We start from the raw sequence: 21920 nt of genomic DNA, 5'->3' as shown, positions 1-21920 counted from the left end.
TCGGCAATCCTGTCTATTTGGCCGACTTTCCAGTACCCTTCGCGGCTTGTTTTTTCTTGGTATTTAATCGAATCCCTGCCGTTGTATCAGCCCCGCATCATGGAACAAATCGACTTTGTCACCGTTGAAGAACAGCAACGCCCTCGTAAACGCGGCGGTAGTCAGGCTGTCACCGAAAAAACATCGGCGAAAAAATCACCACGCCAGGGAGCTGCGCGCGAGGGTTATCGTCGACTTACCGCGGACATCCCTGCCGACCTGCACAAACGTCTGAAAATGCAGGCGCTGATGGAAGACCGTTCAGTGACCGAGCTGATTGTTCAGGCAGCAGAGAGCTTTCTGCGCAATAGAGATTAATCAATCACGACCGACTTTGACTGCTCCGGTCATCACAACTTCATCAGATTGTCACCCCATCGCATCTCGCCAATACCACCATGGTTATTAATCACCCACGGAGGTTCGATGATGGCTGCCGACATCTTCCTGCTTGCTTGCGCGATACTGTTTGCGCTCAGCTTTCGCTTTCTTTTTCGTCATCTGCCCCGGGAGCGATGGCAATTCGTGGCTTCCCTTCCTCTACGCAAGAATAGCGATGGCTCATGGCAAGGCCTTAACCTGACCTTCTATGGCATCTTCACCGGTCTGGCGGGGGGAGCTGGCGTTGCCACTTTTATTTTGCTGACAGCCTCTGTGCAGATTCCATTGGCTACATCGTTATTGCTCACACTCGGGGTGCTGTCGCTGTGCCTTCCCGCAGCGAAAATCATTGCCACGGTGGTGGAGAAGAATCGTCACGGTTTCACTGTCGGTGGCGCCAGCTTTGTCGGGATCATGGTCGCACCGCTGTTGCTATGGGTTGCTGACCTCCTTGCACAGCGATATTGGCAGGTCACGCTGCCCATCCTGCCCATGCTGGCGGCCATGGCGATTGCCTATGTTATCGGTGAAGGAATCGGTCGCCTTGCCTGCATCAGCTTTGGCTGCTGCTATGGCAGAGCACTGGCGCAATCCCCCCGTTGGGCGAAAGCCTGGTTTGCCACCGTACACCATGTATTTATTGGCAAAACCAAAAAAATCGCCTTCGCAGGGGAAATGGAATCAGTACGTGTTATTCCGATTCAGGCGATGACCTGCGTGGTGTACACGGCATTGGCGTTACTCTGTGCTGCCCTGTATTTCCGTGGTGAATTCGGTCTGTCCTTCTCATTGGCACTCATCGGCAGTCAGTTATGGCGCGCCTGGTCGGAAACGCTTCGCGCAGACTATCGTGGCGGCAGCAAAGTGTTTTCGGCCTATCAATTCATGGCCTTGCTTGCAGCACTGTACGGTATAGCGATTAGCCTGATCATGCCCGCTCATGCCGATTTGCTGCCCAGCCTCCAACAAGGCCTTAAAGCCCTCTGGACGCCGGGTGTCATTCTTAGCCTGCAGCTGGTTACCCTCATCATGTTCTTCTTTTCCGGCACCAGCACCATCACTACCGGCGAATTGAGATTCGGCTTGGCCGACGATTGGCGAAGTCAGGCGGGTTGCGAACGGCATGAAGGTGGCACGGCAGGCAATCCCTCGTTGTGACAGAGCACAAGTTCGAAGGCATTCCTCACGCGGCTGACTCACTGCGAGGTTCGCCGAGCCCCTCAACTAAACCAGCGCCACCGCTTTAACCTGGGCATACACAGACTCGCCCGCCTTGATATTCAAATCACGAACCGAGCGCGAGGAAAGGCGTGACAACAGAAACTGACCCTGAATAGACAGTTTCACCAGATGCTGCCCGGCCGCAACCGGGGTGACTTCAATCACGCTGGCCGGCAGCACATTGAGGATACTGGATTGATCGGGCAGGACTCGGCACAGGCTCACATCCCGGGCGGCGATACGTAGTCGCACACACTCCCCCGTTGGCAACGCAGTGGAAACCGGGACCAGAAAACCGAGATCACCAACACGAACCTCCTGCAGGTGGTCATCTGCATCAAAATGTGCACAGTTTCCCTGTAACAATGATGAGGCATCGCTGCGCTTGGCCAACGGGCCATCCAGCGAGGCAAGCGCCGTTGTCACCGGCAACTGAGACGTCACTCTCCCCTGCTCCATTAGCCAAACTTGATCAGCCAACAGCAGCATTTCATCCAGGCTGTGAGTGACATAAAGAACCGGAATGTTGGCCGCGATGTGCTTGATCATGGCGAGCAGGCTTTCGCGATGGGACAGATCCACTGCGGAAAGGGGCTCATCAAGCAGTAAAAACGCAGGCTTTCCTGCTAGCGCCCTGGCCAGTGCCACGCGCTGCGCCTCACCGCCGGAAAGCGTATGCACCTCACGGTCCAGCAGATGCGCGATGCGGGTCTCGTGCACGATGGCCTTCATATCAGCGCCCTTGCCGCGCCGCTTCAGCACGTAGTCCAGATTCCCCTGTACCGTCAGGTGACGAAACAGCGTCGGTTGCTGCATCAGCATCCCCAGGGGGCGCTGCCAAACCGGCAATGAGGGTATCCCGCCGTCATCCAGCCACTGTTGATCGCCAAAACGAATGGTCCCGTCACAGCGGTGCAAACCAGCCAACATCCTCAGCAAGGTGCTCTTCCCTGCGCCGGAAGCACCGAACAGGACAGTCACCCCTTTGACCGGAAGCGTTCCTGCAACCTCAATCTGCAAGGCTCCTGCTTGCCCTCTGATGGCGAAGTCGAGCGTCATAGCCAGCCTCCTGACGCACGGCGCCGCTGCCAGCGAAACAGCGCCCACAGCATGACCACGGAAACCACCAGCAGGACCAAAGCCAGGCGATGAGCATTGGCATAGTCCCCCGCTTCGACATGTTCATAGAGCGCAACAGAGGCAACCCGGGTTTCTCCTGGCAAGCTTCCCCCGATCATCAGCACCACACCGAACTCACCCAGAGTATGTGCGAAGCCCAGCATTGCAGCACTGAGGTAACCCAGTCGCGCCTGAGGCAATACCACCGAGATAAAACGATCCCGGGGACCTGCCCCGCACACAGAGGCCATGGCCAGCTGATCCTCGTCAAGCGAGGCGAACGCATTTTTCAGAGGTTGAAGCACGAAGGGTAGAGAGTAGATAACCGAGCCAATGACCAATCCCGGAAAGCTGAACGCCAGTGAACGCAGCCCAGACAGTCCTGCCAGCCAGCCACCAGGCCCGTCAGGCCCCAGCAGCAACAGCAGATAGAAGCCCAGAACAGAGGGAGGCAGAACCAGTGGTAGCGCCAATACCGCCTCGACCAGTGCCTGCCCTGGCCAGCGACGACGTGCCAGCACCCAGGCCAGAGGGGTACACAGCACAAGCAGAACGACCACCGTGGTCAGGGCAAGCTGGATACTTACCCATAATGCCAGCCAGTCTCCATTACTGAGCATCAGCCACCTGATAACCATGACTGATAATAATTTCCTGACCTTTTTTGCTCAGCAGGAAAGCATAGAAATCCGATACCGCCGGGGTTTCCGAGAGCTGGATGCCCTGCTGAATGATTGCTGGATAGCTGTCTTCGGGTATCTGCCACAGCGAGCCACTCAGCTCACGTACCTGGCTATAAGCCACAAACGCTGCCGCCGCTGCGCCACTATGGGCGAAGTGATAGCTCTGGCCGACATTCTCGGCGTGAACCAGTTGTACGCTATCAGGAATTTCAAGTTCGTGAAGGACGTGTTTGGCCGCGAGTCCGTACGGCGCCGTGCGCGGATTCGCCAAGGCAATAGGTTGAACCTCACCGCTCTTCAAGGACGCCGTACTTAATTCAAGATCTTTTTCTGGTGACCACAACACCAACAGACCGCGCGCATAACTTCTCACGCTGTCGGTCATGCCGATGTCCTCTTCGGCCAATTCACGAGGGCGTCGTGCATCTGCAGCCAGAAAGAGGTCATAGGGTGCCCCCTGACGAATCTGGGCGGCCAGTTTGCCTGTGGAGGCGATGGTCAGGGCAATATCCGCTTCAGGATGCATTTCCTGATAGCGCTCAACGATATCACGCAGAGGCTGGGCAAAGTTGGCCGCAACCGCAATCTGAATACGCGCTGCCGACACCGTCGATGTCAGACAAGTCAGCAACAGCAAAAAGATATAACGCATTGGAACCTCACGTGAACAGCCACGCCCAGTCTAGGTGAGCTTCCTTAGGCTGTCAGTCGTTTCCGTTTTCGCTTACGCGCGGGTTCTGACCACGGTGGGCCTGGCCCCGGGAACGTGCCAGCTCAATTTGCTTCTGCCGCTCAGCAAAGCGCGCTTTCTGTTCCGGACTGGATTCGTCATAGCAGTGCGGGCAAGACACCCCTAACTGAAACAGTTCGGACTCCTGATCCTGCTCACTGATCGGCCGACGGCAGGCATGGCACTGATCGTACTCACCCGGGTTGAGATCGTGATCCACCGTCACCCGCTCATCAAAGACGAAACATTCGCCCTCCCAAAGCGAGTTCTCCCTTGGGGTTTCTTCCAGGTATTTGAGAATGCCGCCCTTGAGGTGGTAAACCTCATCAAAACCCTGCTCTTTCAGGTAGGCGGTGGATTTTTCACAGCGAATACCACCGGTGCAGAACATGGCTACTTTCTTGTGCTTGGCGGGATCCAGTGTCTCTTTCACATAAGCCGGGAATTCACGGAACGTGCGGGTATGGGGATTGATTGCGCCCTTGAAGGTGCCTACTTCCACTTCGTAATCATTGCGGGTATCAATCAGGATCGTTTCCGGATCACTGATCACCTCGTTCCACTCTTCTGGAGTCAGGTAGGTGCCCACGGTACGGTTGGGATCAATGCCCTCAACCCCCATGGTGACGATCTCCTTCTTGAGCTTCACCTTGGTACGCAAAAAAGGATGCTCATCATGGAAGGATTCCTTGTGCTCCAGGTCAGCAAGGCGGATGTCGCTTCGCAGCCAGTCGAGCACCCTGTTGATGCCGCTACGTGGCCCGGAAATGGTCCCGTTGACACCTTCGCTGGCCAGTAGCAGGGTACCGCGAACATCCTGTTCCATCATCAGGTCCAGTAGAGGCTCGCGCAGCGTTTCGTAATCGTCCAGCCTGGCAAATTTGTACAGGGCTGCCACCACAATGCTGCTGGCCGTTTCTACAGAATGACGATTACTCACTGACTAACTCCGATGAAAAATACACACAATGCGGGTCGAGATCGCTGCGACTCAGGTTCCAAAGCTGAAGTTCAGTCCTGACCAGACTGAGGGTCGTTCTTGCTACCCCCCATGCAATTCGGGGAATCCGCCACTTGCCCTCCTTGTGCTTTCCACTCGTCTACCGTGTGGGTATGCAATGCCAGGGCATGGATCGGGCCTGCCAGCTCATCAGCGAGCAGCTGATATAGCATCTGGTGTCGGCGAACCGGCATCATCCCGCTGAAAACGTCAGACACCAGCACCAGCTTGAAATGGGTTTCTGAGTTGGGCGGCACGCTGTGCTTGTAACTCTCGTTCTCCAGAGACAGGTAGGCTACAGGAACTGCATCCCGGATCTTGTGTTCAATCTGTTCTGCTACCGCCATGCTCTCACCCTGGATCGAATAAACCACTAAAGACAACGCCCCGCCATCGCTGGCGGGGCGCATATTCTACGCCTTTTGGTCGAGCGGAGGAATGTCACCCAGCGGATACGCCGGGCACAGGAATGATACGTTCCCAGAGAGCCTCACCCTCGCCATCCAGCAGAGGCGCCAACGGATCGCCGGGGCCAAACTGCTTTACTTGCCGTGCCTCCTGCCAGCGAGGCCAGTCCGGTTCTGTGCCGTGGGCAAACTGCCCCCAGACCCGCATTACCTCACCGGACAAGGCTTTGGCCTCGTCCCCGCCACCCGTGAAGTAAAGGCCCGCAGGAGTATCCGTGACGCCAAAGACAAACGGGATATCCACCACATGGCAGGCCCCTAGCGGCACTCCGAAGGGCGCACTTGGCCAGGTAAACTGAAAGCCCCAACAAGCTTTATTCTGCATGGACTGTGCATCAAGCAGGCGCAAGGTCGGCACCCTGAAAAGCCGGTCCGATTCCATGGCAGATAGCCGGTCGAGATCGCAGCGGCGCTCATCCGGAGTCACCGTATTTCGGTAATACTGGTCCGCCTCTTGACCATGACCGGGTACACCGCGTTCGAACCGACGCAGTAGCTCGGCGTCGTCAATTTCACGTAATGCCGCCATGCTCGTCTTGCCAGCCAGCACCCCTCCATATTGAAAGAAGTGATATTCATCCTGGCACACACCCGCGAGCAGTCGCTTGTCCCTGGCGGAGCCTTTTGCAATCGCATTGATCGGTAGTTCTGGCAGAAAGTCGCCATCGACTACCGGCAAAAAATTCATGGCAAATTGTGGTGTTGTGTCGCGCAGCCCCCGGTTAACCAGCACTTTCACCGCAGCACTTTGCGCCTTGATCCAGTCCCTGTCGGAGCAACGCTCAATACGTTCGGCCGCACCGCCCTCCCCTGGGATGGCAGCCACCATGGCTTCAGCGACTTTGCTGGCCTCGGAAGGTAACAGCGCAAAATCTGCCGCCCCTGACTGGACAATGGCAGCATGGAACAATTCAGACGCCGCCGGACAGGCAAGCAGGGAGCAGACACTGAAGCCACCCGCTGATTCACCAAAGATGGTGACGGCAAGAGGATCACCAGCAAAGGCCTCGATATTCTCTTTAACCCATTCCAGCGCCGCCACCTGATCGCGCAGGCCCGCATTGGTCACTGCATCCAGCTCCGGAGCGAGCGCAGTGAAATCAGCAAAGCCCAGGGCCCCAAGCCGGTATGCGGCATTCACAACGACCACATTCTGTGTGCGCGCAAGCTCGGCACCATTGTAGAGCACCTGGGAGATGGAACCCGACAGGTAACCACCACCATGAAACCAGACCATGACCGGGAAAGGGCCCTCGCCCTGCGGGCGCCAGATATTCAGATACAGGCAGTCCTGGCTGGATTCGTTGACCCCCATGATGGGGTTGTTCATCTGGAGAGAGGCCAGTGGGAACTGGTCAGCACTGAACTGTGCCGTGCTTTCAGGCAAGCGGGCTGGCGACTTGAAACGACGCTCTCCCACCGGCGGCAGCGCAAAGGGAATCCCGCGGTATTCGATCACGCCTTTGTGGTTCAGGCCCTGATACTGCCCCTGGCGTATCACTGCAGTCATAGGTTTTCCCTTCAATAATGGCCAAGACATCACGTCTTTGTTACTGATTCGTAACTGAATCTCACTCATGTTTCATTGTTCGACAACAATAAATCCCGTGCCCCCCAGCTCACATACACTTGCTACGCTCGTAAGGGCACGCCAATCAATCTAAGGAGGGATACTCCAATGAGCAATACCGTTATTACCAAGCTGAATGAGCGTTACGAACAACTGAATGCCGAAACTCGCGCAACCGCTGAAAAAATGAGCAGTGCGCTGCGTGGCGCAGCCAAGCGTGTTGAACAATCCAGCACCGAGCTGTTCGAGTCCCTGGTTAAATCCGGCGAAAAACGCCAGAAAGAATTGGCCAAGACGGCCAAAACGGCAAGCAAGAAAGCCGCACAAAAGGTTTCCACCCTTGACGAGCTCCGCGGCAAACTGGCCGAGGCCCTTGGTCTGCCGACCCAGAGCGACGTGGAAGCCTTGAACAAGAAGCTGAACACTCTGACCCGCAAGGTCAACAAGCTGGCCAAAGAAGCCAGCTAAACAAGGCCTCACAAGGATTGGCGTGGGGAGGTCTTGCCTCCCCGCCTTCCTGCCGGAACGAGACAATGGTTGACTTAACCGGCCAGCTCTCGTTATCTACTGCTCGGGATAACAACAAGTCACGAGCTCATGCCCCCCAGCTATACAACGCTTTTGCAACAACGCACTGTCGCCCCTTTCTGGCTTGAATTCTTGCTGGATGCAGCCCTTCGCGCCGGTGTAGATCTGAGCACAGCCCTGGTGGAACTGGGTGTCAGTAACGATGATCTGGAAAACCCCCAGTCACGTATCTCCATGACCGTTGAAGACCAGCTGATTCGCAAGGCACTTCAGCACAGCAATGATCCCTTATTTGGCCTGCATATGGGCGAGGCGATCCGTCCACGCTTCATGGGCGAACTTGGCTATGCCAGCATGTCCAGCGCGACGCTCAGGGATGCCATCGAACTGATGATCCCCTTCATGAAGGTGACCACCGAATACGCCGGCATACGTTTTGAGTGGCGAGACGATCAGCTTTGGCTGATATGGGAAAGCGACATGGAGGCACTGCCCACATACCCCATGCGCATTGATGCCAACTTCGCTGCCGCCATCACTTTTGGCCGCTGGATTTTGGGCAAGGACTACAACCCGGAACGTATTCATTTACGCCACGCCCCCCAGGGAAATGCTGCCGAATATCAGCGTATCTTCAATTGTGCTGTGGTCTTCGAGCAGCAGGAAAATGCCATTGTACTCAGCAATGACATACTGGATCTGCCGCTTCGTGACGCGGATCCGGATGTGCACAAGCTCGCGAGATCCCGCATGCAGCGAGCGGTTACACAGTACCATGCCCGCGACAACCTGCTGGATCAGGTGCGACTGGAAATCCAGAAATGCTTTCAGCGGGGAGTGCCTCAGCTTGAGCCCATCGCCGATGAGTTAGGAGTCAAACCCTGGACCCTTCGCCGCCAGCTGCGAGCCGAGAACACCGACTTTTCCAGCCTGCTTGAGGAAGAGCGCCGCCGCATTGCCTGCGACTGGCTACTGCATAGCGAACGTTCGGTAAACCAGATCGCACTGGATCTCGGATATTCAGAGCAGAGCGCCTTTAACCGGGCCTTCAAACGATGGTTTGGCATCACCCCGGTCAGTTATCGTGACCAGGGGCGAGACGCCCCTCCACCCGTCTGAGCCTCAGGCCAGGCTCGGACTTCCCCGCCAGCGGCGTTTGCACTGCCCCAGTGTATAGCCATGGGAAAAGCCGTCCACCAGGGTCTCCCCAAGGGGGCCTTTCAGCATCGGAATCGAGACTGGCAGCAGTCCATAGAACAGCAGGGATAGCCTCTGCACCTTACCAAGCTCGTCCCGCCAGTCAGCCAGGAGATCCCGATAACTTTCCGGCTGACCGCAGAGCAATGACTGTGCTGCTAACTGACCACTGAGGACCGCGCCGTAGATCCCCTCCCCCAACAGCGTCTCCGTGCATCCCGCCGCATCCCCGGCAAACAGAATACGTCCGTGCTGTAATCGCACCCTGGGGAGCCAGGTGCCAAGCGGAAAACCCGAAACCGTGTGTGGCGTCGCGCCAAGCCGTTGCTGGCAATACTGGTCCAGAGTCTTTCTGTCGGGTGCGGCCAGACCATGCTTCCAGGTATACAGGCCCACATTAACGTGATCCCCCTTGGGGAATAACCAGCCATAGCCGCCCTTGATGGCCTGGAAATCCAGTGTCATACCGGGATATTCACTGATCACCGCACGATCAACGTGCCCCTCAATTGCCATGGCCCCTTTCCAGGATCGCTCACCCAGAAGATGTCGCACCCGGCTGTTGGCACCGTCGGCCGCAATCAAATAACCGGCCCGAAACGTGTCTCCTTCCCGTGTGTGAACCTCAACGCCGTTCAAATTCTGGCGAACACCGGTAATTCCTCGGGTGAGCTGAAACACGGCGCCCTGACACTCAGCCTGCTTGAGACAATGCTGATCAAGTTCGCTGCGCTCGGTCATGACACAAAAGCGCTGCGGAGCCACGAGACTCCCTCCCGGGCCCGGGTACCGGCTGACATGCAGCGTATCAATTGTCTCCCTGACAACAGGATCAATGGAAAATCGATAGCGATTCAGCGCCTTTATCGTCACCCCGCCGGCACAGGGTTTTCCGGCTCCTGCCGTCCGTGACAGCACCAGCACACGCTGGCCGGCAGCAGCCAGATCCCACGCAGCAGCACTGCCCGCCTGGCCCGCCCCTATTACCACCACATCCCAGGTATTCATATTCCTCCTTAGGAGTTCGTGCGATTAGTCGCCGGCTCCTTTATAATGCGCGCCGTTCGGACCTCTGACCCATGCAAGGCATGGTTCAGAGGTTCACAGTGTCTGCCACCTCTCCCGAATTCAAGCTAGGAGATTGTTCATGAAAGCACCCGTACGCGTAGCCGTTACCGGCGCCGCTGGCCAAATCAGCTATTCCCTGCTGTTCCGCATCGCTTCCGGCGATATGCTCGGCAAAGACCAGCCTGTTATTCTGCAGCTGCTCGAAATCACCCCTGCCCTGGAAGCCCTGAAGGGCGTCATCATGGAGCTGGAAGACTGTGCATTCCCGCTGGTAGCCGACATCATCGGTACTGACGATGCCAACGTGGCCTTCAAAGACGCCGATTACGCGCTGCTGGTTGGTGCTCGTCCGCGTGGTCCGGGCATGGAGCGTAAAGACCTGCTGGAAGCCAATGCAGCGATCTTCTCTGCCCAGGGTAAAGCCATCAACGATAACGCCAGCAAAGATATCAAGGTGCTGGTAGTCGGTAACCCGGCCAACACCAACGCCCTGATCGCCCAGCGCAACGCGCCGGACATCAACCCGCGTCAGTTTACTGCCATGACCCGTCTTGACCACAACCGTGGCATGGCGCAGCTGGCCACCAAGCTGGGCAAAACGGTCAACGACATCAAGAAGATGACCATCTGGGGCAACCACTCCTCCACCCAGTACCCAGACCTGCACCACTGCGAAGTGGACGGCAAGGTCGCTGTGGATCAGGTTGAGCAGGACTGGTACGAAGGCACCTACATTCCTGAAGTACAGCAGCGCGGCGCGGCCATCATCAAGGCCCGTGGTGCTTCCTCTGCCGCTTCTGCAGCCAACGCCGCTGTTGACCACATGCGTTCCTGGGCACTCGGCACCGCCGAGGGCGACTGGGTTTCCATGGGTATCTACAGCGATGGTTCCTACGGCATCCAGGAAGGCCTGATCTACTCCTACCCCTGCACTTGCAAGGACGGCGACTGGACTATCGTTCAGGGCCTGGAAGTCAACGACTTCTCCCGTGCTCGCATGCAGGCTACCGAGCAGGAACTGGCGGAAGAGCGTGACGCTGTTTCCCATCTGCTGCCGTAAGGCATTGCGGTAATGAAAAAGGGGCTCTCAGGAGCCCCTTTTTTGTGTCTGCCGCTCACTGCCTCACTGGCTCTGACGGCGCTGCAGCAAGTTGAAGTTAGTAGTCATCAAACTCCATCTGCTGGGCTTGCTGGGCACGCTCCAGATAGTCTGAATACGCCTTCATGGTCACCGGCATGACCACGCCAAAGTAGCCAACCATCAACAACAGTAAAACGGCGAACGCCGCTTTCACGCCGCCGGAGTTGTTCACCGGTGCTGCACCGTAATTATTGCCCCCCTGGCTGCCCTTCTTGAAGATCAGGATCAGGCCGAGAATGAAGTTCACCAGTGGCACCAGCATCAACAGGCTGAGCCAGCCACTGGCGTTGATATCATTGAGGCGGCGCACCATATACCCCCAAGTCATGATCAGCATGCCGATAAAGGCAGCCAACGCGATCATGCTCAGGACAATGGCAACAATACCCATAGCACCCTCTCCACCGCTGGCAAATGCCGGGACAAGAACGGCCGCAGCTATGCCAACCACCAGATAGAACAGCATGGTCAAACCGGTGGCATAAACGAAATATCGCATCCGGCCAATACGACCAGAGAGAGACAGGAATTTTGGTTGATAGGCTTCATTGCTGGCAACAGCAACATCGGCACCAGGTGCCTGGTACGGCTGGTTCATGGTTCCCCCATTGGAACGTTGGTAAGTAATTCAAAATCAGGAAGCGTTGCGGTTGAAGTCGTCAATGGCTCGCAACAGGTCACGACGGCTGATCTGCCCCACCAGCTTGCCATCGTCGACCACTGGCAGGCGCCGGCGGTGATCCGCAAGGAAAATCTCGGCGGCATCAAGAATGGAAGTTTGTCCATTTACAGTCTGTAGATCGAAAGTCATGTACTCACTGACAGGACCGATTTCAGTGCCGTGATAGCTCGCTTCCAGCGCCCCTTTGAGACAGTCGGATTCGGAAAACATCCCTTTGAGCTCACCGCTTTCACCAACCACCGGGGCGCCGGAAATCTTGTTCTCCAGTAAAACTCGAATGGCATCGTGAACGGATTGATCAGGAGTCAATGTGATCACACGGCGACTCATATAGTCCGCCACCAACATGGATTTGAGCATAAGTATTCCTTGCCAATAGAGGGCTGCGCCCAACAATTCCTTTCTGCCTTTATAGCAGAAAACGTCTGTCAAACCAGCGAGCCTGGCGATTTTTGAGAGAAAGTACACGCTCTCGTTGAGTGAGCCCCGAGAATGCCATCAGGCGGCTATTCGGATCAGTGGTCATGGATTCAGGGGGCCATTAAATGCTAATTTGCGTATAAAAATATAGGCATTTACGTCAAATACAGAGGGGGCTGCATGGAACGCAGACAGGAAGATCAGGCAGAACGGACCTGGTTTCGGAGCGATCGTTTCTTTAACGAAGGGCCAAACTGGTATTTTGCAACTCGCGAAAACACCGTAGAAGGGCCATTCAGCAGCAGGGCCGAGGCTGAAACCGGGCTGATGATGTATCTGCGTGACATGGAAACCAGAGAGCGATACGGTCTTAAACCAGCCAGATTACCGGATTAATCCGATAATCTGGTTTTCTGTTGATCTGATGATCTACAGCAAAGACCTGGGCGCCGCGATAATGCCGTTATTGTCGGCATAGACGTACTCCCCCGGACGGAAGGTCACACCACCAAACTCGACTTCGATGTTCAGCTGGCCCTCATCCCTGCGCACCGACTTGATGGGCACGCAGCCCAGGGTCACAACGCCAATATCCAGTTGGGCCAACGCATCAACGTCGCGACACGCGCCGTAAATGATCACCCCTTCCCAACCGTTCTTCACGGCATTTTCTGCAATCATGTCACCGATCAGTGCATTGCGCAGACTGCCTCCACCATCCACGACAAGGACCTTGCCTTTGCCATCGGTGGCAAGGTGCTCCTTGACGCGACTATTGTCTTCGTAACACTTGACGGTAACGATCTCGCCACCAAAGGCACTGCGACCGCCGTAGCTGAACCAGTTAAAACCAGTTACTACTGACACGATATCCGCGTTATCGTCACACAGATCACAGGTCACAAAAGTCATATCTACTCCCAGCTCTTGTTCAGCCGCGTATGGGCGGTTTGGTTATGCGGACTTGGCATGGCTCTCGTGCAACTTGCCCGAGTAAACCAGAAAGTCCCGATACCGAAGCTGGTAGAGCCCGGAATCCGGGCCCTCCAGCGCCATCCCCACCATCCCTTCGGCCACCTTGTTGCCATCCACTGGCAGCCAATGGGCATCGGTCCAACGGGTCAGGGGTTCAACAATGCGGTTGAGCAGGTTGCCCCAGTCTTCGGCCGGACGTTTGTCTTCGCGATCACCACGCAGCAAGGAGGGTTGCGCCAGTACCAACAGGGGAAGCTCCAGTTGTTTCAGCGCGCGCTCCATCTGCCCCTTCACTCGTGAGTAAAAGAAGGGCGAACGGGAATTGGCATTAATGGCGGAGACCACCAGAAATCGCTGCACCCCTGCTCGCTTGGCCATCTGGCCGGCCAACACCACCAGGTCATGATCCACATGGCGGAAGGCCTGGCGAGACCCTGCTTTCTTCATCGTGGAACCCAGGCAACAGAAGACATCATCAACCTTAAACTGCGGCAGACAGCCTTCCATGTTGTCCAGGTCAACAACTTGCCAATCCAGCTTGGGGTGCTGGATATCCCCGTCGCGACGAGACAACACCGTAACCCGTTCGTATTGATCGTTATCCAGAAGCAACTTGAGGCACGCGCGCCCAACCAGACCCGTTGCACCTAACAGCAGAGCCTTTCTTGTCATTATTCGTCCTCGTCCTGATTCTCCGCTGGCTCCTCTGGAAGCCAACGGCGTAAAACTGTTTCCAGAGCATCCAGATGAACTGGCTTGGCAAGGAAATCATCCATACCCGCAGCGAGGCAACGCGCCTGCACGCCTTCTGCCGTGTTGGCAGTAATGGCCACTACAGGTGTGCGCTCCTCACCGCGATTCTTTTCCAGTTCGCGCAGTTGCCGGGTGGCTTCGAAGCCATCCATCTCCGGCATCATGCAATCCATCAGCACCAGATCGAACGGTTCCTGCTCCAGAAGAGCAAGCGCCGTTTCGCCATTGCTCACTGTTTTCACCTGATAGCCCAGCTTGCTCATCATGCCGCGGGTCACCAATTGGTTAACCTCATTGTCCTCGACCAACATCACACGGAACCGCTTGCGACGCTGACGCTCTTCCGGGGTCTTGGTGGGAGCGTCCCCCACGGGCACCTGTCGCTGCAGCCCGAGCAGCCGCGATACGGCCTGACGAATACTGGAACGGTGGGCAGGCCGCACCAGGACCACCAGATCATGCTGATCCACCATCTTCTGGATTGCGGGCAAACTACGCTCTTCAATGGTAACCATCAGTACCAGGCGGACAGGACGAAGAGACGGGTCTTCCAGTACATTTCTGCACAGGTTTAACGCCAGCTCGGGACGAGAGAATGTGTCCACAAACAGTATGTCGAAATCCGTCTGCTCGCGATGCCCGGCACGCAGCGCCTGCAGGGCGTGGTCGTAACCCTCAGCGGAGGAACATTGGCAGTCCAGAGCTTCAAGCTCTTCCTGAAGACAGGCCACCGTGCCAGCAGCAGCACCTACCACCACAGCCTGAGCGCCATTGAGGACACGAATCAGACTCTGGGCTTCGCGCATATCCGGCTGCATTTGCACTGGCACGGTAAACCAGAAAGTGGAGCCCTCACCGGGAACGCTTTCCGCATTAATGTGACCGCCCATGGCATCTACCAGCCCTTTACACACCAGCAGCCCAAAACCCGTGTAATTACTGCTATAGGCATCCTGGCCATCTTCAAAAAAACGGTCCAGGAAGAGATGGCGAACCGTCTCGGGATCCATGCCAGCGCCCTGGTCACTGACTCGAACACGTAACACACCCGCAGATTCGCCCTCTACGGTGAAATCAACATCAAGACGGATTTCACCACTATCACTGAATTTGATGGCATTGCTGAACAGGTTGTTGAGAATCTGCATCAGCCGTTCACGATCGCCTCGAATCCGCTTGGGCAGCATGCGATCAATCACACAGGTGAGCTCCAGGCCATTGCTCTGGGCCATGGGGCCGAACGCTTCAAGGGCCTGCTCGATGGCACTGCGAAAATCGAAGAACTCGGAGTTCAGTGTGACCCGCCCGGACAGGATGCGGGAATAGTCCAGTACGTCATCAATCAGGGCCAGCAGCAACTTGCCGCTTCGCCCTGCTACTTGCATGTAATCTTTTTGCTCGTCATTGAGGCGCGTATCTTCCAGCAAAGACATCATGCCCATGAGAGAGTTCATCGGCGTGCGCAGCTCATGGGCAAGGCGGTAGACCAGGCTCAGCTGGATTTCCGAATTGGTACGGTTCGGCTGCGCGGCAATCTCGACCTTGCCTCGGCGCTCACGGGTAACGGCATGCCAGAAAGTCTCGTACTGACCACGGTACAGGCGGAAAAGGTAGAAGGCATAACTGCCAATCAAAATGGCAATTACCCAATCATGCAGGGCCCCCATGGCAAACAGCACCAGCAAGGTGGGTAGAAACATCAGAACGATATAGGCTTGGCGAACACGCAGTCCGGCCATCCAGGAGGAGCCCAACGCGGTGGTAACCCCCACGTTGTAGAGAAGGATGGCGAAGAAATTGAAACCTGTCCCCACGCGCCATGCCAACCAGGCCGGGATCAACCCCCACAGCAGCGCATGCATTGACAGGCCAACGCCAAAAAGCTTTCGCCAACGCGCTGGCCCTGCACCATAAAGTGCATCAAACCGGGCAACCAACCAGAGTCGATATCCGGTAACCGCCAGTACTGCACCGCCCCCGATCAAGGCCTCAAGCTCATAGCTCTGATACACCTGCCCCCAGGCAAACACCAGCGCATAAACCAGTAAGGCCGCCAGGACTCCCATCAGGGAATTCTTGGCGGCCCCATAATCGACCTTTCTTAGAACCTTTCGATCTTTCTTATACGTCACAGTGTCTGTTCCGTAGAACCTGTTATAGCCGTGTGGCGCTACGTTAGCACTGCTTACTCGAGCTGGCTAGGGTCAGCTCAGCCTTTGGCCACTTTACGGCGGCGATCCAGTGCATTCAAAAGCGGCACAAAGAAGAACAGATCCACGAAGAGGGCCATGGCAATGGTGATTGCCGACAGCAGGCCCATGCTGGAATTCGGGTAAAAATGGCTGGTGCCGATCACCGCGAAGTTCGCCACCAGAACCACGGAGGTGGCGACAAGCGCCACACCGACAGTGCGCAACGCATATTCCACTGCCTTCTCAGTATTGAGACCCAGTTCCCGCTTGGCACGCACGTATTTACTGAGGAAGTGAACCGTATCATCCACCACGATCCCCAGGGTCATACAGGCGACCACAGAGACAGCCAACCCGATCTCTCCATTAATCACTCCCCATAATCCGAATGCCATTGCTGCTGGCAGCAGGTTCGGAATCAGGGACAGCAGGCCATAACGGAATGAGCGCAGCGCGATAATCAGCAGCACCGACACGCTGATCAGCGCGATCAGGGCGCCGGACAGCATGCTGTTGATGTTCCGCATGGTGACATGACCAAACAGCACATCCATGCCAGTGCCCTTGGTCTGCATATAATCCGGCCAATTTTCAGCCATCCAGTCTTCTACCCGCTGGTTGAATTCCAGGACCGGGCGGGAGCCAATATTTTCAAGCATGACGACAACCCGGGCCTGGGACTTGTCGATATCCAGCTGATCTTCGAGGCCCAGCCCCTGCGGGAGTGAAAGCTCATACAGAAGCGTGTACTGGGAGATAAGTTCACGACTGTCCGGTACGCGATAGTACTCGGGGTCGCCGCCGTGCATGTCTCGATTGAGTCGCTTGATCACATTCACATAGGACGTCACGTAGACCACGTGCTCCTGCTGCTCGACCCAGTGATGTAGCTTATCCAGATTTTTCTGAAACTCCGGATCCATGGCACCGCCGGAATCTGCAGCAGGCACTGCGTAATCGATGCGATGCATGCCCGTCATTTCCGACATGGCAAAGTCATTGACCCTGCGCACCTCGAAGGTTTCATCGAAATATTCATTAAACACATCGTTGATGCTATTGAGACCGATACTGGCGGTCAGGCCCACAGCCAGCACCGACATACCCAGCAGCCAGGGTTTGTAATGACGATTGAGGTGCTGGGCAAGACGCTCCATTAACGGGGAGAAATCCCGCTGTTTACCCGGCTCAATGCGGTGGGGAATAAGCATCACCAGTACCGGCAACAGAACCACCGAAAAGAAGAAGGCCAACAGGACCCCGATGAGAACCACATTACCAAGCGCGCGGAACGGCTGTGATTCAGAAAAATTGAGAATGGCAAAGCCGATAGCGGTTGTCAGACTGGTAAGCCATACCGGCTGAAAATTGATTCGCAGGCTTTCCACGATAGCCTGCTCACGGGACCGGCTTTCCAGCCGCTCGTGGCGGTAACTCGCCAGAATGTGCACAGAATCCGCCACCGCCAGTGTCAGAATCATGGCAGGCGCCATGCCCACAATCGGTGAGAACTCTATGCCCAGCCACATGGCCAGCCCCATGGCAGAGAGAATGGAAAAACCGATCACGCAGAGGGTCACCACAACAAACATGACACTACGCAAGATCAGCCACAGGCACAGCAACATCACCACAAAGGCCAGGGGTAAGGTGCTGTTCATCGACTGTTCTGTCGCCTCAGCCGACGCCTGGTTGAAGATCACCGTACCGGTGACCATGAAGTCGATATCCGGGTAGCGCTCGCGATATTGCCTGACCATTTCACGGGCCGCTTCCGTAATTTCGGGCGCTTCAGTCTTCCCTTCCCCCATGGTGACAGTGGCCGCAATGCCGGCCACGTGGCCCTTATCGGATATCAGCCGGCCGATCAGGGAAGGCTCGCTCAGCGCTATCTGGCGAATCTCACCCAGCTCTTCATTGCTTAGCTGGTCGGCATATTCCACCAGTGGCGCCACAAACAGATCATCCCCTTCCACCTCGGTATGCTGGAAGTTGGCAAGGGAGTCCACACGGGTGGCATGGGGCAGCAGCCAGGCATCTTCAGTGAGTGCCTCTATGGCTGCCAGGGTTTCTCGGGTGAAGATCTGGTCATCTTTTGGATGAATGACAAACAGCACCACCTCGTTGGCTGTGAAGTTGTCCTCCAGGGCCACGAAGCGCTTGAAGTCGGGGTTATCCTCAGTAAAGAAAATACGCGGGTCATTATTGTTCTGAAACTTGCTCATGCCCCCAGCAAGCCCCATGCATAGCAGGATACAGCCTGCCAACACCCACACCGGGTGGGCAACCACCCAGCGACTCCAAGCGTCTTTCATGTCTTCCCCTTTTGTTTTCATTCTGCCTTTTCGTGCTCTCTTGTACGCACGATCCGGGCAAATTAGCCACTGAAGTCTATTCAGGGGTAAACATTGTGTCACGCACCAATAAGGCCAAAACCGAACACCATCCAACCACTTTACGTTAACGTAAACTTCCCCTACTCTTCGCCTATGACGAAAAAGCAGACCTACAGCATCGGCGAACTGGCGCGGGAGTTTGACGTCACCACTCGCACCATTCGCTTCTACGAAGACCAGGGGTTGGTGTCTCCGGAGCGCCAGGGGCAGACGCGGATCTACTCACCGGCGGACCGGGTGACGCTCAAGTTGATCCTGCGCGGCAAGCGACTTGGCTTTTCCCTTGCAGAATCAAAAGAGCTGATCGGGATGTATCAGCCCCAAAGTGACAATCGACACCAGCTCCTTGCCCTGCAAAGCAAGATTCAGCAGCGCCGGGAACAGCTTGAACAACAACTACGGGATATCCACGCACTTCAGCAGGAACTGGATGATGCAGAACAGCGTTGCGTGGACGCCATGAACGACCTGGAGAGATAAGCATGTTCAACAGCAGCTTCAACTTTGACCTGGACGAAACCCTGGTAGCCCTGCGCGACAGCGTTCGCCAGTTTGCCCAGAAAGAGATTGCCCCGATCGCCGCAGAGGTGGATCAGAGTAATCAGTTTCCGCTAGCCATGTGGAAGAAACTGGGTGACCTGGGGGTGCTCGGTGTCACCGTCAGTGAAGAATATGGCGGCGCTGATATGGGTTATCTGGCTCACACCATCGTCATGGAAGAAATTTCCCGGGCTTCTGCTTCTATCGGCCTCTCCTACGGCGCCCACTCCAACCTCTGCGTCAACCAGATCTACCTGAATGGCACTGAGGCTCAGAAAGCCCGTTACCTGCCCGGCCTGGTGAGTGGTGACCAAATTGGTGCCCTGGCCATGAGTGAGCCCGGTGCAGGTTCGGACGTGGTCAGCATGGGGCTGCGCGCGGACAAGAAAGGTGACCACTACATCCTCAACGGCAACAAGATGTGGATCACCAATGGCCCTGACGCCCACACCTATGTGATCTATGCCAAGACTGATACCAGTGCCGGCCCCAAAGGCATTACTGCGTTTATCGTCGAGCGTGATTCCCCCGGGTTCTCTCGCGCCCAGAAACTGGACAAGCTCGGCATGCGCGGCTCGAACACCTGTGAGCTGGTATTTGAAGACTGCGCCGTGCCTGCGGAAAATATCCTTGGCCAGGAAAATCAGGGCGTGAAAGTCCTGATGAGCGGACTCGACTATGAGCGAACCGTTCTGGCAGGCGGCTGTACCGGGATCATGCAGGCGTGCATGGATGTCGTCGTACCTTACGTACATGAGCGCAAACAGTTTGGTCAGGCCATCGGCGAATTCCAGCTCATGCAAGGCAAGCTTGCTGACATGTACGTCATGCTCAATGCCAGCCGCAGCTATCTTTATAACGTGGCCCGCGCCTGTGACCGTGGCGAAACCAATCGCAAGGATGCCGCGGGTGTCATCCTTTACTGCGCCGAAAACGCCACCAAGATGGCACTGGAGGCCATCCAGACCCTCGGCGGCAATGGCTACATCAATGAGTACCCTACTGGCCGACTGCTGCGTGACGCCAAACTTTATGAAATCGGTGCCGGCACCAGCGAAATTCGTCGCATGCTGATCGGTCGCGAACTGTTCAATGAGACCGCTTGACGCCAGACGCGTAGCACGCCCGATGTATAACCGGGTGCCCGGCGTTAAGCGCCGGGCACCCAGCGAGAGTACCCATGCCCAAGATTAACAGTCAGATCAATTCAGCCAGCCCTGAGTTTCAGGCGAATCGGGAGCACAATCTGCAGCTTCGTGAGCAGTTGCGAGCCAAACTGGATCACATTGCCCATGGGGGTGGCGAGGCCGCCGAACAGCGCCTGCGTGAGCGCGGAAAGTTGCCGGTTAGAGAACGCATCAACCTGCTGCTTGACCCTGGCTCTCCCTTCCTGGAGATCTCCGCGCTCGCTGCAGAAGGTGTTTACGGTGAAGACGTACCCGCCGCAGGCTGTGTCGGCGGGATCGGTCACATTCATGGCGTGGAATGCATGATCGTCGCCAACGACCCGACAGTGAAAGGCGGCAGCTATTATCCGCTCACCGTAAAGAAGCACCTGCGCGCCCAGGCGATTGCTGCGGAAAACCGCTTGCCGTGTGTTTATCTTGTGGACTCCGGCGGCGCCAACCTGCCCCGCCAGGATGAAGTATTCCCTGATCGCGAACACTTCGGCCGCATCTTCTTCAACATGGCCAACATGTCGGCCCGTGGTATCCCGCAGATCAGTGTGGTGCTGGGCTCCTGCACTGCGGGAGGAGCCTACGTGCCTGCCATGGCCGATGAGGTCATCATGGTCAAGGAGCAGGCGACGATCTTTCTCGCTGGCCCTCCCCTGGTGAAAGCCGCCACCGGAGAAGTGGTCACCGCCGAAGAACTCGGTGGCGCCAATCTTCATTGCGAACAATCCGGTGTCGCTGACCACCTGGCGGAGGATGAGCCCCATGCGCTTGAGCTTGCTCGCCGCTGTATTGCCCACCTTAACTGGCATAAGCCGGATCAGGTAAAACGACAGCCGGTCAGAGCGCCTGCCTATACCCCTGAAGAACTCTATGGCGTGATCCCCACCACTACCCGCCAACCCATGCCGGCAAGGGAGTTAATCGCCCGCATTGTCGATGGCTCGGAGCTGGATGAGTTCAAGGCCCGATACGGCACCACGCTGGTTTGTGGCTTTGCCCATATCCATGGCTACCCCGTCGGCATTCTTGCGAACGACGGCGTGCTTTATTCGGAATCAGCCCAGAAAGGGGCTCATTTCATTGAGCTGTGTAACCAGCGCAAGATTCCCCTGCTCTTCTTGCAGAACATTACCGGCTTCATGGTGGGCAAGAAATATGAATCCGAGGGGATTGCCAAGCATGGCGCCAAGATGGTGAATGCGGTGGCCTGCGCGACGGTGCCCAAATTCACCGTCATTACTGGCGGCAGCTTTGGTGCCGGCAATTACGGCATGTGTGGCCGGGCCTATGATCCCCGCTTCATGTTCATGTGGCCCAATGCGCGCATCTCCGTGATGGGCGGAGAGCAAGCGGCCAGCGTACTGACGCAGGTCAAGCAGGCCTCCCTGAAGAAAAAAGGCCAGCAATGGAGCGACGACGAAGCGGCAGCATTCCAGGCCGACATGACCGAGCGCTATGAGCAGATGGCCCAGCCTTTCTACGCCAGTGCCCGCCTCTGGGATGACGGCGTTATTGATCCTGCTGATACCCGTGATGTACTTGGCCTGGCTATTTCCGCCAGCCTGAATGCCCCCATTGAGGACACCCGTTACGGCGTGTTCAGAATGTAAGGGAGACGCAGCATGCAGCACGCTTCACAC

At 56.5% G+C, this 21920-nt stretch carries 22 protein-coding genes; 9 read left to right on the top strand and 13 right to left on the bottom strand.

The window, feature by feature from the left end:
* Positions 1-99: 99 nt before the first annotated feature.
* Complete coding sequence (locus GFN93_RS11480; protein ID WP_153501218.1) at positions 100-357, top strand: hypothetical protein; 258 nt, start codon at positions 100-102, stop codon at positions 355-357.
* 108 nt (positions 358-465) lie between these two features.
* The gene (locus GFN93_RS11475; protein ID WP_235901806.1) at positions 466-1578 is read left to right on the top strand and encodes a prolipoprotein diacylglyceryl transferase family protein; all 1113 of its coding nucleotides are present in this window, start codon (positions 466-468) and stop codon (positions 1576-1578) included.
* 66 nt (positions 1579-1644) lie between these two features.
* Here GFN93_RS11475 and modC read toward each other — a convergent pair whose 3' ends face one another.
* The 6 genes from modC to GFN93_RS11445 all read right to left on the bottom strand — a co-directional run bounded on the left by modC (position 1645) and on the right by GFN93_RS11445 (position 7150).
* On the bottom strand, positions 1645-2700 hold the full coding sequence (gene modC, locus GFN93_RS11470; protein ID WP_153501217.1) for a molybdenum ABC transporter ATP-binding protein: 1056 nt from the start codon (positions 2698-2700) through the stop codon (positions 1645-1647).
* Positions 2697-3380 (bottom strand): molybdate ABC transporter permease subunit, encoded by a 684-nt coding sequence (gene modB / locus GFN93_RS11465; RefSeq protein WP_153501971.1) that lies wholly within the window; start codon positions 3378-3380, stop codon positions 2697-2699. Before modB ends, modC begins: the two co-directional genes overlap by 4 nt.
* Positions 3370-4095 (bottom strand): molybdate ABC transporter substrate-binding protein, encoded by a 726-nt coding sequence (gene modA, locus GFN93_RS11460; RefSeq protein WP_153501216.1) that lies wholly within the window; start codon positions 4093-4095, stop codon positions 3370-3372. The genes modB and modA overlap by 11 nt, the downstream gene beginning before the upstream one ends.
* A 52-nt stretch (positions 4096-4147) precedes the next feature.
* The gene (gene trhO / locus GFN93_RS11455) at positions 4148-5113 is read right to left on the bottom strand and encodes an oxygen-dependent tRNA uridine(34) hydroxylase TrhO (protein ID WP_328594557.1); all 966 of its coding nucleotides are present in this window, start codon (positions 5111-5113) and stop codon (positions 4148-4150) included.
* Between the two features lie 71 nt (positions 5114-5184).
* Positions 5185-5520 carry a BolA family protein gene (locus GFN93_RS11450; protein WP_153501969.1) on the bottom strand — a complete coding sequence of 112 codons (336 nt, stop codon included), beginning with the start codon at positions 5518-5520 and terminating at the stop codon, positions 5185-5187.
* Positions 5521-5614: 94 nt separating this feature from the next.
* The gene (locus GFN93_RS11445; RefSeq protein WP_153501215.1) at positions 5615-7150 is read right to left on the bottom strand and encodes a carboxylesterase/lipase family protein; all 1536 of its coding nucleotides are present in this window, start codon (positions 7148-7150) and stop codon (positions 5615-5617) included.
* A gap of 168 nt (positions 7151-7318) precedes the next feature.
* Here GFN93_RS11445 and GFN93_RS11440 point away from each other — a divergent pair, with 168 nt between their 5' ends.
* Both GFN93_RS11440 and GFN93_RS11435 read left to right on the top strand, forming a co-directional pair.
* Positions 7319-7678: a poly(hydroxyalkanoate) granule-associated protein gene (locus tag GFN93_RS11440; protein ID WP_153501214.1), complete on the top strand. Its 360-nt coding sequence runs from the start codon at positions 7319-7321 to the stop codon at positions 7676-7678.
* Between the two features lie 192 nt (positions 7679-7870).
* Positions 7871-8857 (top strand): AraC family transcriptional regulator, encoded by a 987-nt coding sequence (locus GFN93_RS11435; RefSeq protein ID WP_235901804.1) that lies wholly within the window; start codon positions 7871-7873, stop codon positions 8855-8857.
* A gap of 3 nt (positions 8858-8860) precedes the next feature.
* On the opposite strand, the gene GFN93_RS11430 is transcribed toward GFN93_RS11435, so the two are convergent.
* Positions 8861-9943 (bottom strand): NAD(P)/FAD-dependent oxidoreductase, encoded by a 1083-nt coding sequence (locus GFN93_RS11430; RefSeq protein ID WP_153501212.1) that lies wholly within the window; start codon positions 9941-9943, stop codon positions 8861-8863.
* A 139-nt stretch (positions 9944-10082) separates the two neighbouring features.
* On the opposite strand from GFN93_RS11430, the gene GFN93_RS11425 reads away from it, so the two are divergent.
* Positions 10083-11063, top strand: coding sequence for a malate dehydrogenase (locus tag GFN93_RS11425; protein WP_153501211.1), 981 nt, complete (start codon positions 10083-10085; stop codon positions 11061-11063).
* Between the two features lie 97 nt (positions 11064-11160).
* On the opposite strand, the gene GFN93_RS11420 is transcribed toward GFN93_RS11425, so the two are convergent.
* The gene (locus tag GFN93_RS11420; RefSeq protein ID WP_153501210.1) at positions 11161-11742 is read right to left on the bottom strand and encodes a DUF805 domain-containing protein; all 582 of its coding nucleotides are present in this window, start codon (positions 11740-11742) and stop codon (positions 11161-11163) included.
* 36 nt (positions 11743-11778) lie between these two features.
* Positions 11779-12186 carry a CBS domain-containing protein gene (locus GFN93_RS11415; protein ID WP_153501209.1) on the bottom strand — a complete coding sequence of 136 codons (408 nt, stop codon included), beginning with the start codon at positions 12184-12186 and terminating at the stop codon, positions 11779-11781.
* A 240-nt stretch (positions 12187-12426) separates the two neighbouring features.
* On the opposite strand from GFN93_RS11415, the gene GFN93_RS11410 reads away from it, so the two are divergent.
* Positions 12427-12642, top strand: coding sequence for a DUF6316 family protein (locus GFN93_RS11410; RefSeq protein WP_153501208.1), 216 nt, complete (start codon positions 12427-12429; stop codon positions 12640-12642).
* Positions 12643-12675: 33 nt separating this feature from the next.
* Here GFN93_RS11410 and rraA read toward each other — a convergent pair whose 3' ends face one another.
* The 4 genes from rraA to GFN93_RS11390 all read right to left on the bottom strand — a co-directional run bounded on the left by rraA (position 12676) and on the right by GFN93_RS11390 (position 18481).
* Entirely contained in the window at positions 12676-13158 is a 483-nt protein-coding gene (rraA, locus tag GFN93_RS11405; protein WP_153501207.1) for a ribonuclease E activity regulator RraA, read from the bottom strand.
* 42 nt (positions 13159-13200) lie between these two features.
* Positions 13201-13893, bottom strand: coding sequence for an NAD(P)H-binding protein (locus tag GFN93_RS11400; protein ID WP_153501206.1), 693 nt, complete (start codon positions 13891-13893; stop codon positions 13201-13203).
* On the bottom strand, positions 13893-16040 hold the full coding sequence (locus GFN93_RS11395) for a response regulator (protein ID WP_153501205.1): 2148 nt from the start codon (positions 16038-16040) through the stop codon (positions 13893-13895). The genes GFN93_RS11400 and GFN93_RS11395 overlap by 1 nt, the downstream gene beginning before the upstream one ends.
* Positions 16041-16183: 143 nt before the next feature.
* The gene (locus tag GFN93_RS11390) at positions 16184-18481 is read right to left on the bottom strand and encodes an efflux RND transporter permease subunit (protein ID WP_153501204.1); all 2298 of its coding nucleotides are present in this window, start codon (positions 18479-18481) and stop codon (positions 16184-16186) included.
* Positions 18482-18655: 174 nt separating this feature from the next.
* On the opposite strand from GFN93_RS11390, the gene GFN93_RS11385 reads away from it, so the two are divergent.
* The 3 genes from GFN93_RS11385 (at position 18656) to GFN93_RS11375 (ending at position 21890) form a co-directional block, all read left to right on the top strand.
* Positions 18656-19042 (top strand): MerR family transcriptional regulator, encoded by a 387-nt coding sequence (locus tag GFN93_RS11385; RefSeq protein ID WP_153501203.1) that lies wholly within the window; start codon positions 18656-18658, stop codon positions 19040-19042.
* 2 nt (positions 19043-19044) lie between these two features.
* Complete coding sequence (locus tag GFN93_RS11380) at positions 19045-20208, top strand: isovaleryl-CoA dehydrogenase (RefSeq protein ID WP_153501202.1); 1164 nt, start codon at positions 19045-19047, stop codon at positions 20206-20208.
* A 74-nt stretch (positions 20209-20282) separates the two neighbouring features.
* Positions 20283-21890 (top strand): carboxyl transferase domain-containing protein, encoded by a 1608-nt coding sequence (locus GFN93_RS11375; protein ID WP_153501201.1) that lies wholly within the window; start codon positions 20283-20285, stop codon positions 21888-21890.
* Positions 21891-21920: the final 30 nt, after the last annotated feature.

The organism is Alcanivorax sediminis, from assembly GCF_009601165.1.
In the GTDB taxonomy this organism is placed as follows: domain Bacteria; phylum Pseudomonadota; class Gammaproteobacteria; order Pseudomonadales; family Alcanivoracaceae; genus Alcanivorax; species Alcanivorax sediminis.
This window is presented reverse-complemented; position numbering and strand designations above follow the sequence as displayed.

Excerpts from the sequence above, each read along its gene's own strand:
- GFN93_RS11480 (WP_153501218.1), top strand. The coding sequence starts at position 100 with ATGGAACAAATCGACTTTGTCACCGTTGAAGAACAGCAACGCCCTCGT.
- GFN93_RS11475 (WP_235901806.1), top strand. The coding sequence starts at position 466 with ATGATGGCTGCCGACATCTTCCTGCTTGCTTGCGCGATACTGTTTGCG.
- modC (WP_153501217.1), bottom strand. The coding sequence starts at position 2,700 with ATGACGCTCGACTTCGCCATCAGAGGGCAAGCAGGAGCCTTGCAGATT.
- modB (WP_153501971.1), bottom strand. The coding sequence starts at position 3,380 with ATGCTCAGTAATGGAGACTGGCTGGCATTATGGGTAAGTATCCAGCTT.
- modA (WP_153501216.1), bottom strand. The coding sequence starts at position 4,095 with ATGCGTTATATCTTTTTGCTGTTGCTGACTTGTCTGACATCGACGGTG.
- GFN93_RS11450 (WP_153501969.1), bottom strand. The coding sequence starts at position 5,520 with ATGGCGGTAGCAGAACAGATTGAACACAAGATCCGGGATGCAGTTCCT.
- GFN93_RS11445 (WP_153501215.1), bottom strand. The coding sequence starts at position 7,150 with ATGACTGCAGTGATACGCCAGGGGCAGTATCAGGGCCTGAACCACAAA.
- GFN93_RS11440 (WP_153501214.1), top strand. The coding sequence starts at position 7,319 with ATGAGCAATACCGTTATTACCAAGCTGAATGAGCGTTACGAACAACTG.
- GFN93_RS11430 (WP_153501212.1), bottom strand. The coding sequence starts at position 9,943 with ATGAATACCTGGGATGTGGTGGTAATAGGGGCGGGCCAGGCGGGCAGT.
- GFN93_RS11425 (WP_153501211.1), top strand. The coding sequence starts at position 10,083 with ATGAAAGCACCCGTACGCGTAGCCGTTACCGGCGCCGCTGGCCAAATC.
- GFN93_RS11420 (WP_153501210.1), bottom strand. The coding sequence starts at position 11,742 with ATGAACCAGCCGTACCAGGCACCTGGTGCCGATGTTGCTGTTGCCAGC.
- GFN93_RS11415 (WP_153501209.1), bottom strand. The coding sequence starts at position 12,186 with ATGCTCAAATCCATGTTGGTGGCGGACTATATGAGTCGCCGTGTGATC.
- GFN93_RS11410 (WP_153501208.1), top strand. The coding sequence starts at position 12,427 with ATGGAACGCAGACAGGAAGATCAGGCAGAACGGACCTGGTTTCGGAGC.
- rraA (WP_153501207.1), bottom strand. The coding sequence starts at position 13,158 with ATGACTTTTGTGACCTGTGATCTGTGTGACGATAACGCGGATATCGTG.
- GFN93_RS11400 (WP_153501206.1), bottom strand. The coding sequence starts at position 13,893 with ATGACAAGAAAGGCTCTGCTGTTAGGTGCAACGGGTCTGGTTGGGCGC.
- GFN93_RS11395 (WP_153501205.1), bottom strand. The coding sequence starts at position 16,040 with ATGGGAGTCCTGGCGGCCTTACTGGTTTATGCGCTGGTGTTTGCCTGG.
- GFN93_RS11390 (WP_153501204.1), bottom strand. The coding sequence starts at position 18,481 with ATGAAAGACGCTTGGAGTCGCTGGGTGGTTGCCCACCCGGTGTGGGTG.
- GFN93_RS11385 (WP_153501203.1), top strand. The coding sequence starts at position 18,656 with ATGACGAAAAAGCAGACCTACAGCATCGGCGAACTGGCGCGGGAGTTT.
- GFN93_RS11380 (WP_153501202.1), top strand. The coding sequence starts at position 19,045 with ATGTTCAACAGCAGCTTCAACTTTGACCTGGACGAAACCCTGGTAGCC.
- GFN93_RS11375 (WP_153501201.1), top strand. The coding sequence starts at position 20,283 with ATGCCCAAGATTAACAGTCAGATCAATTCAGCCAGCCCTGAGTTTCAG.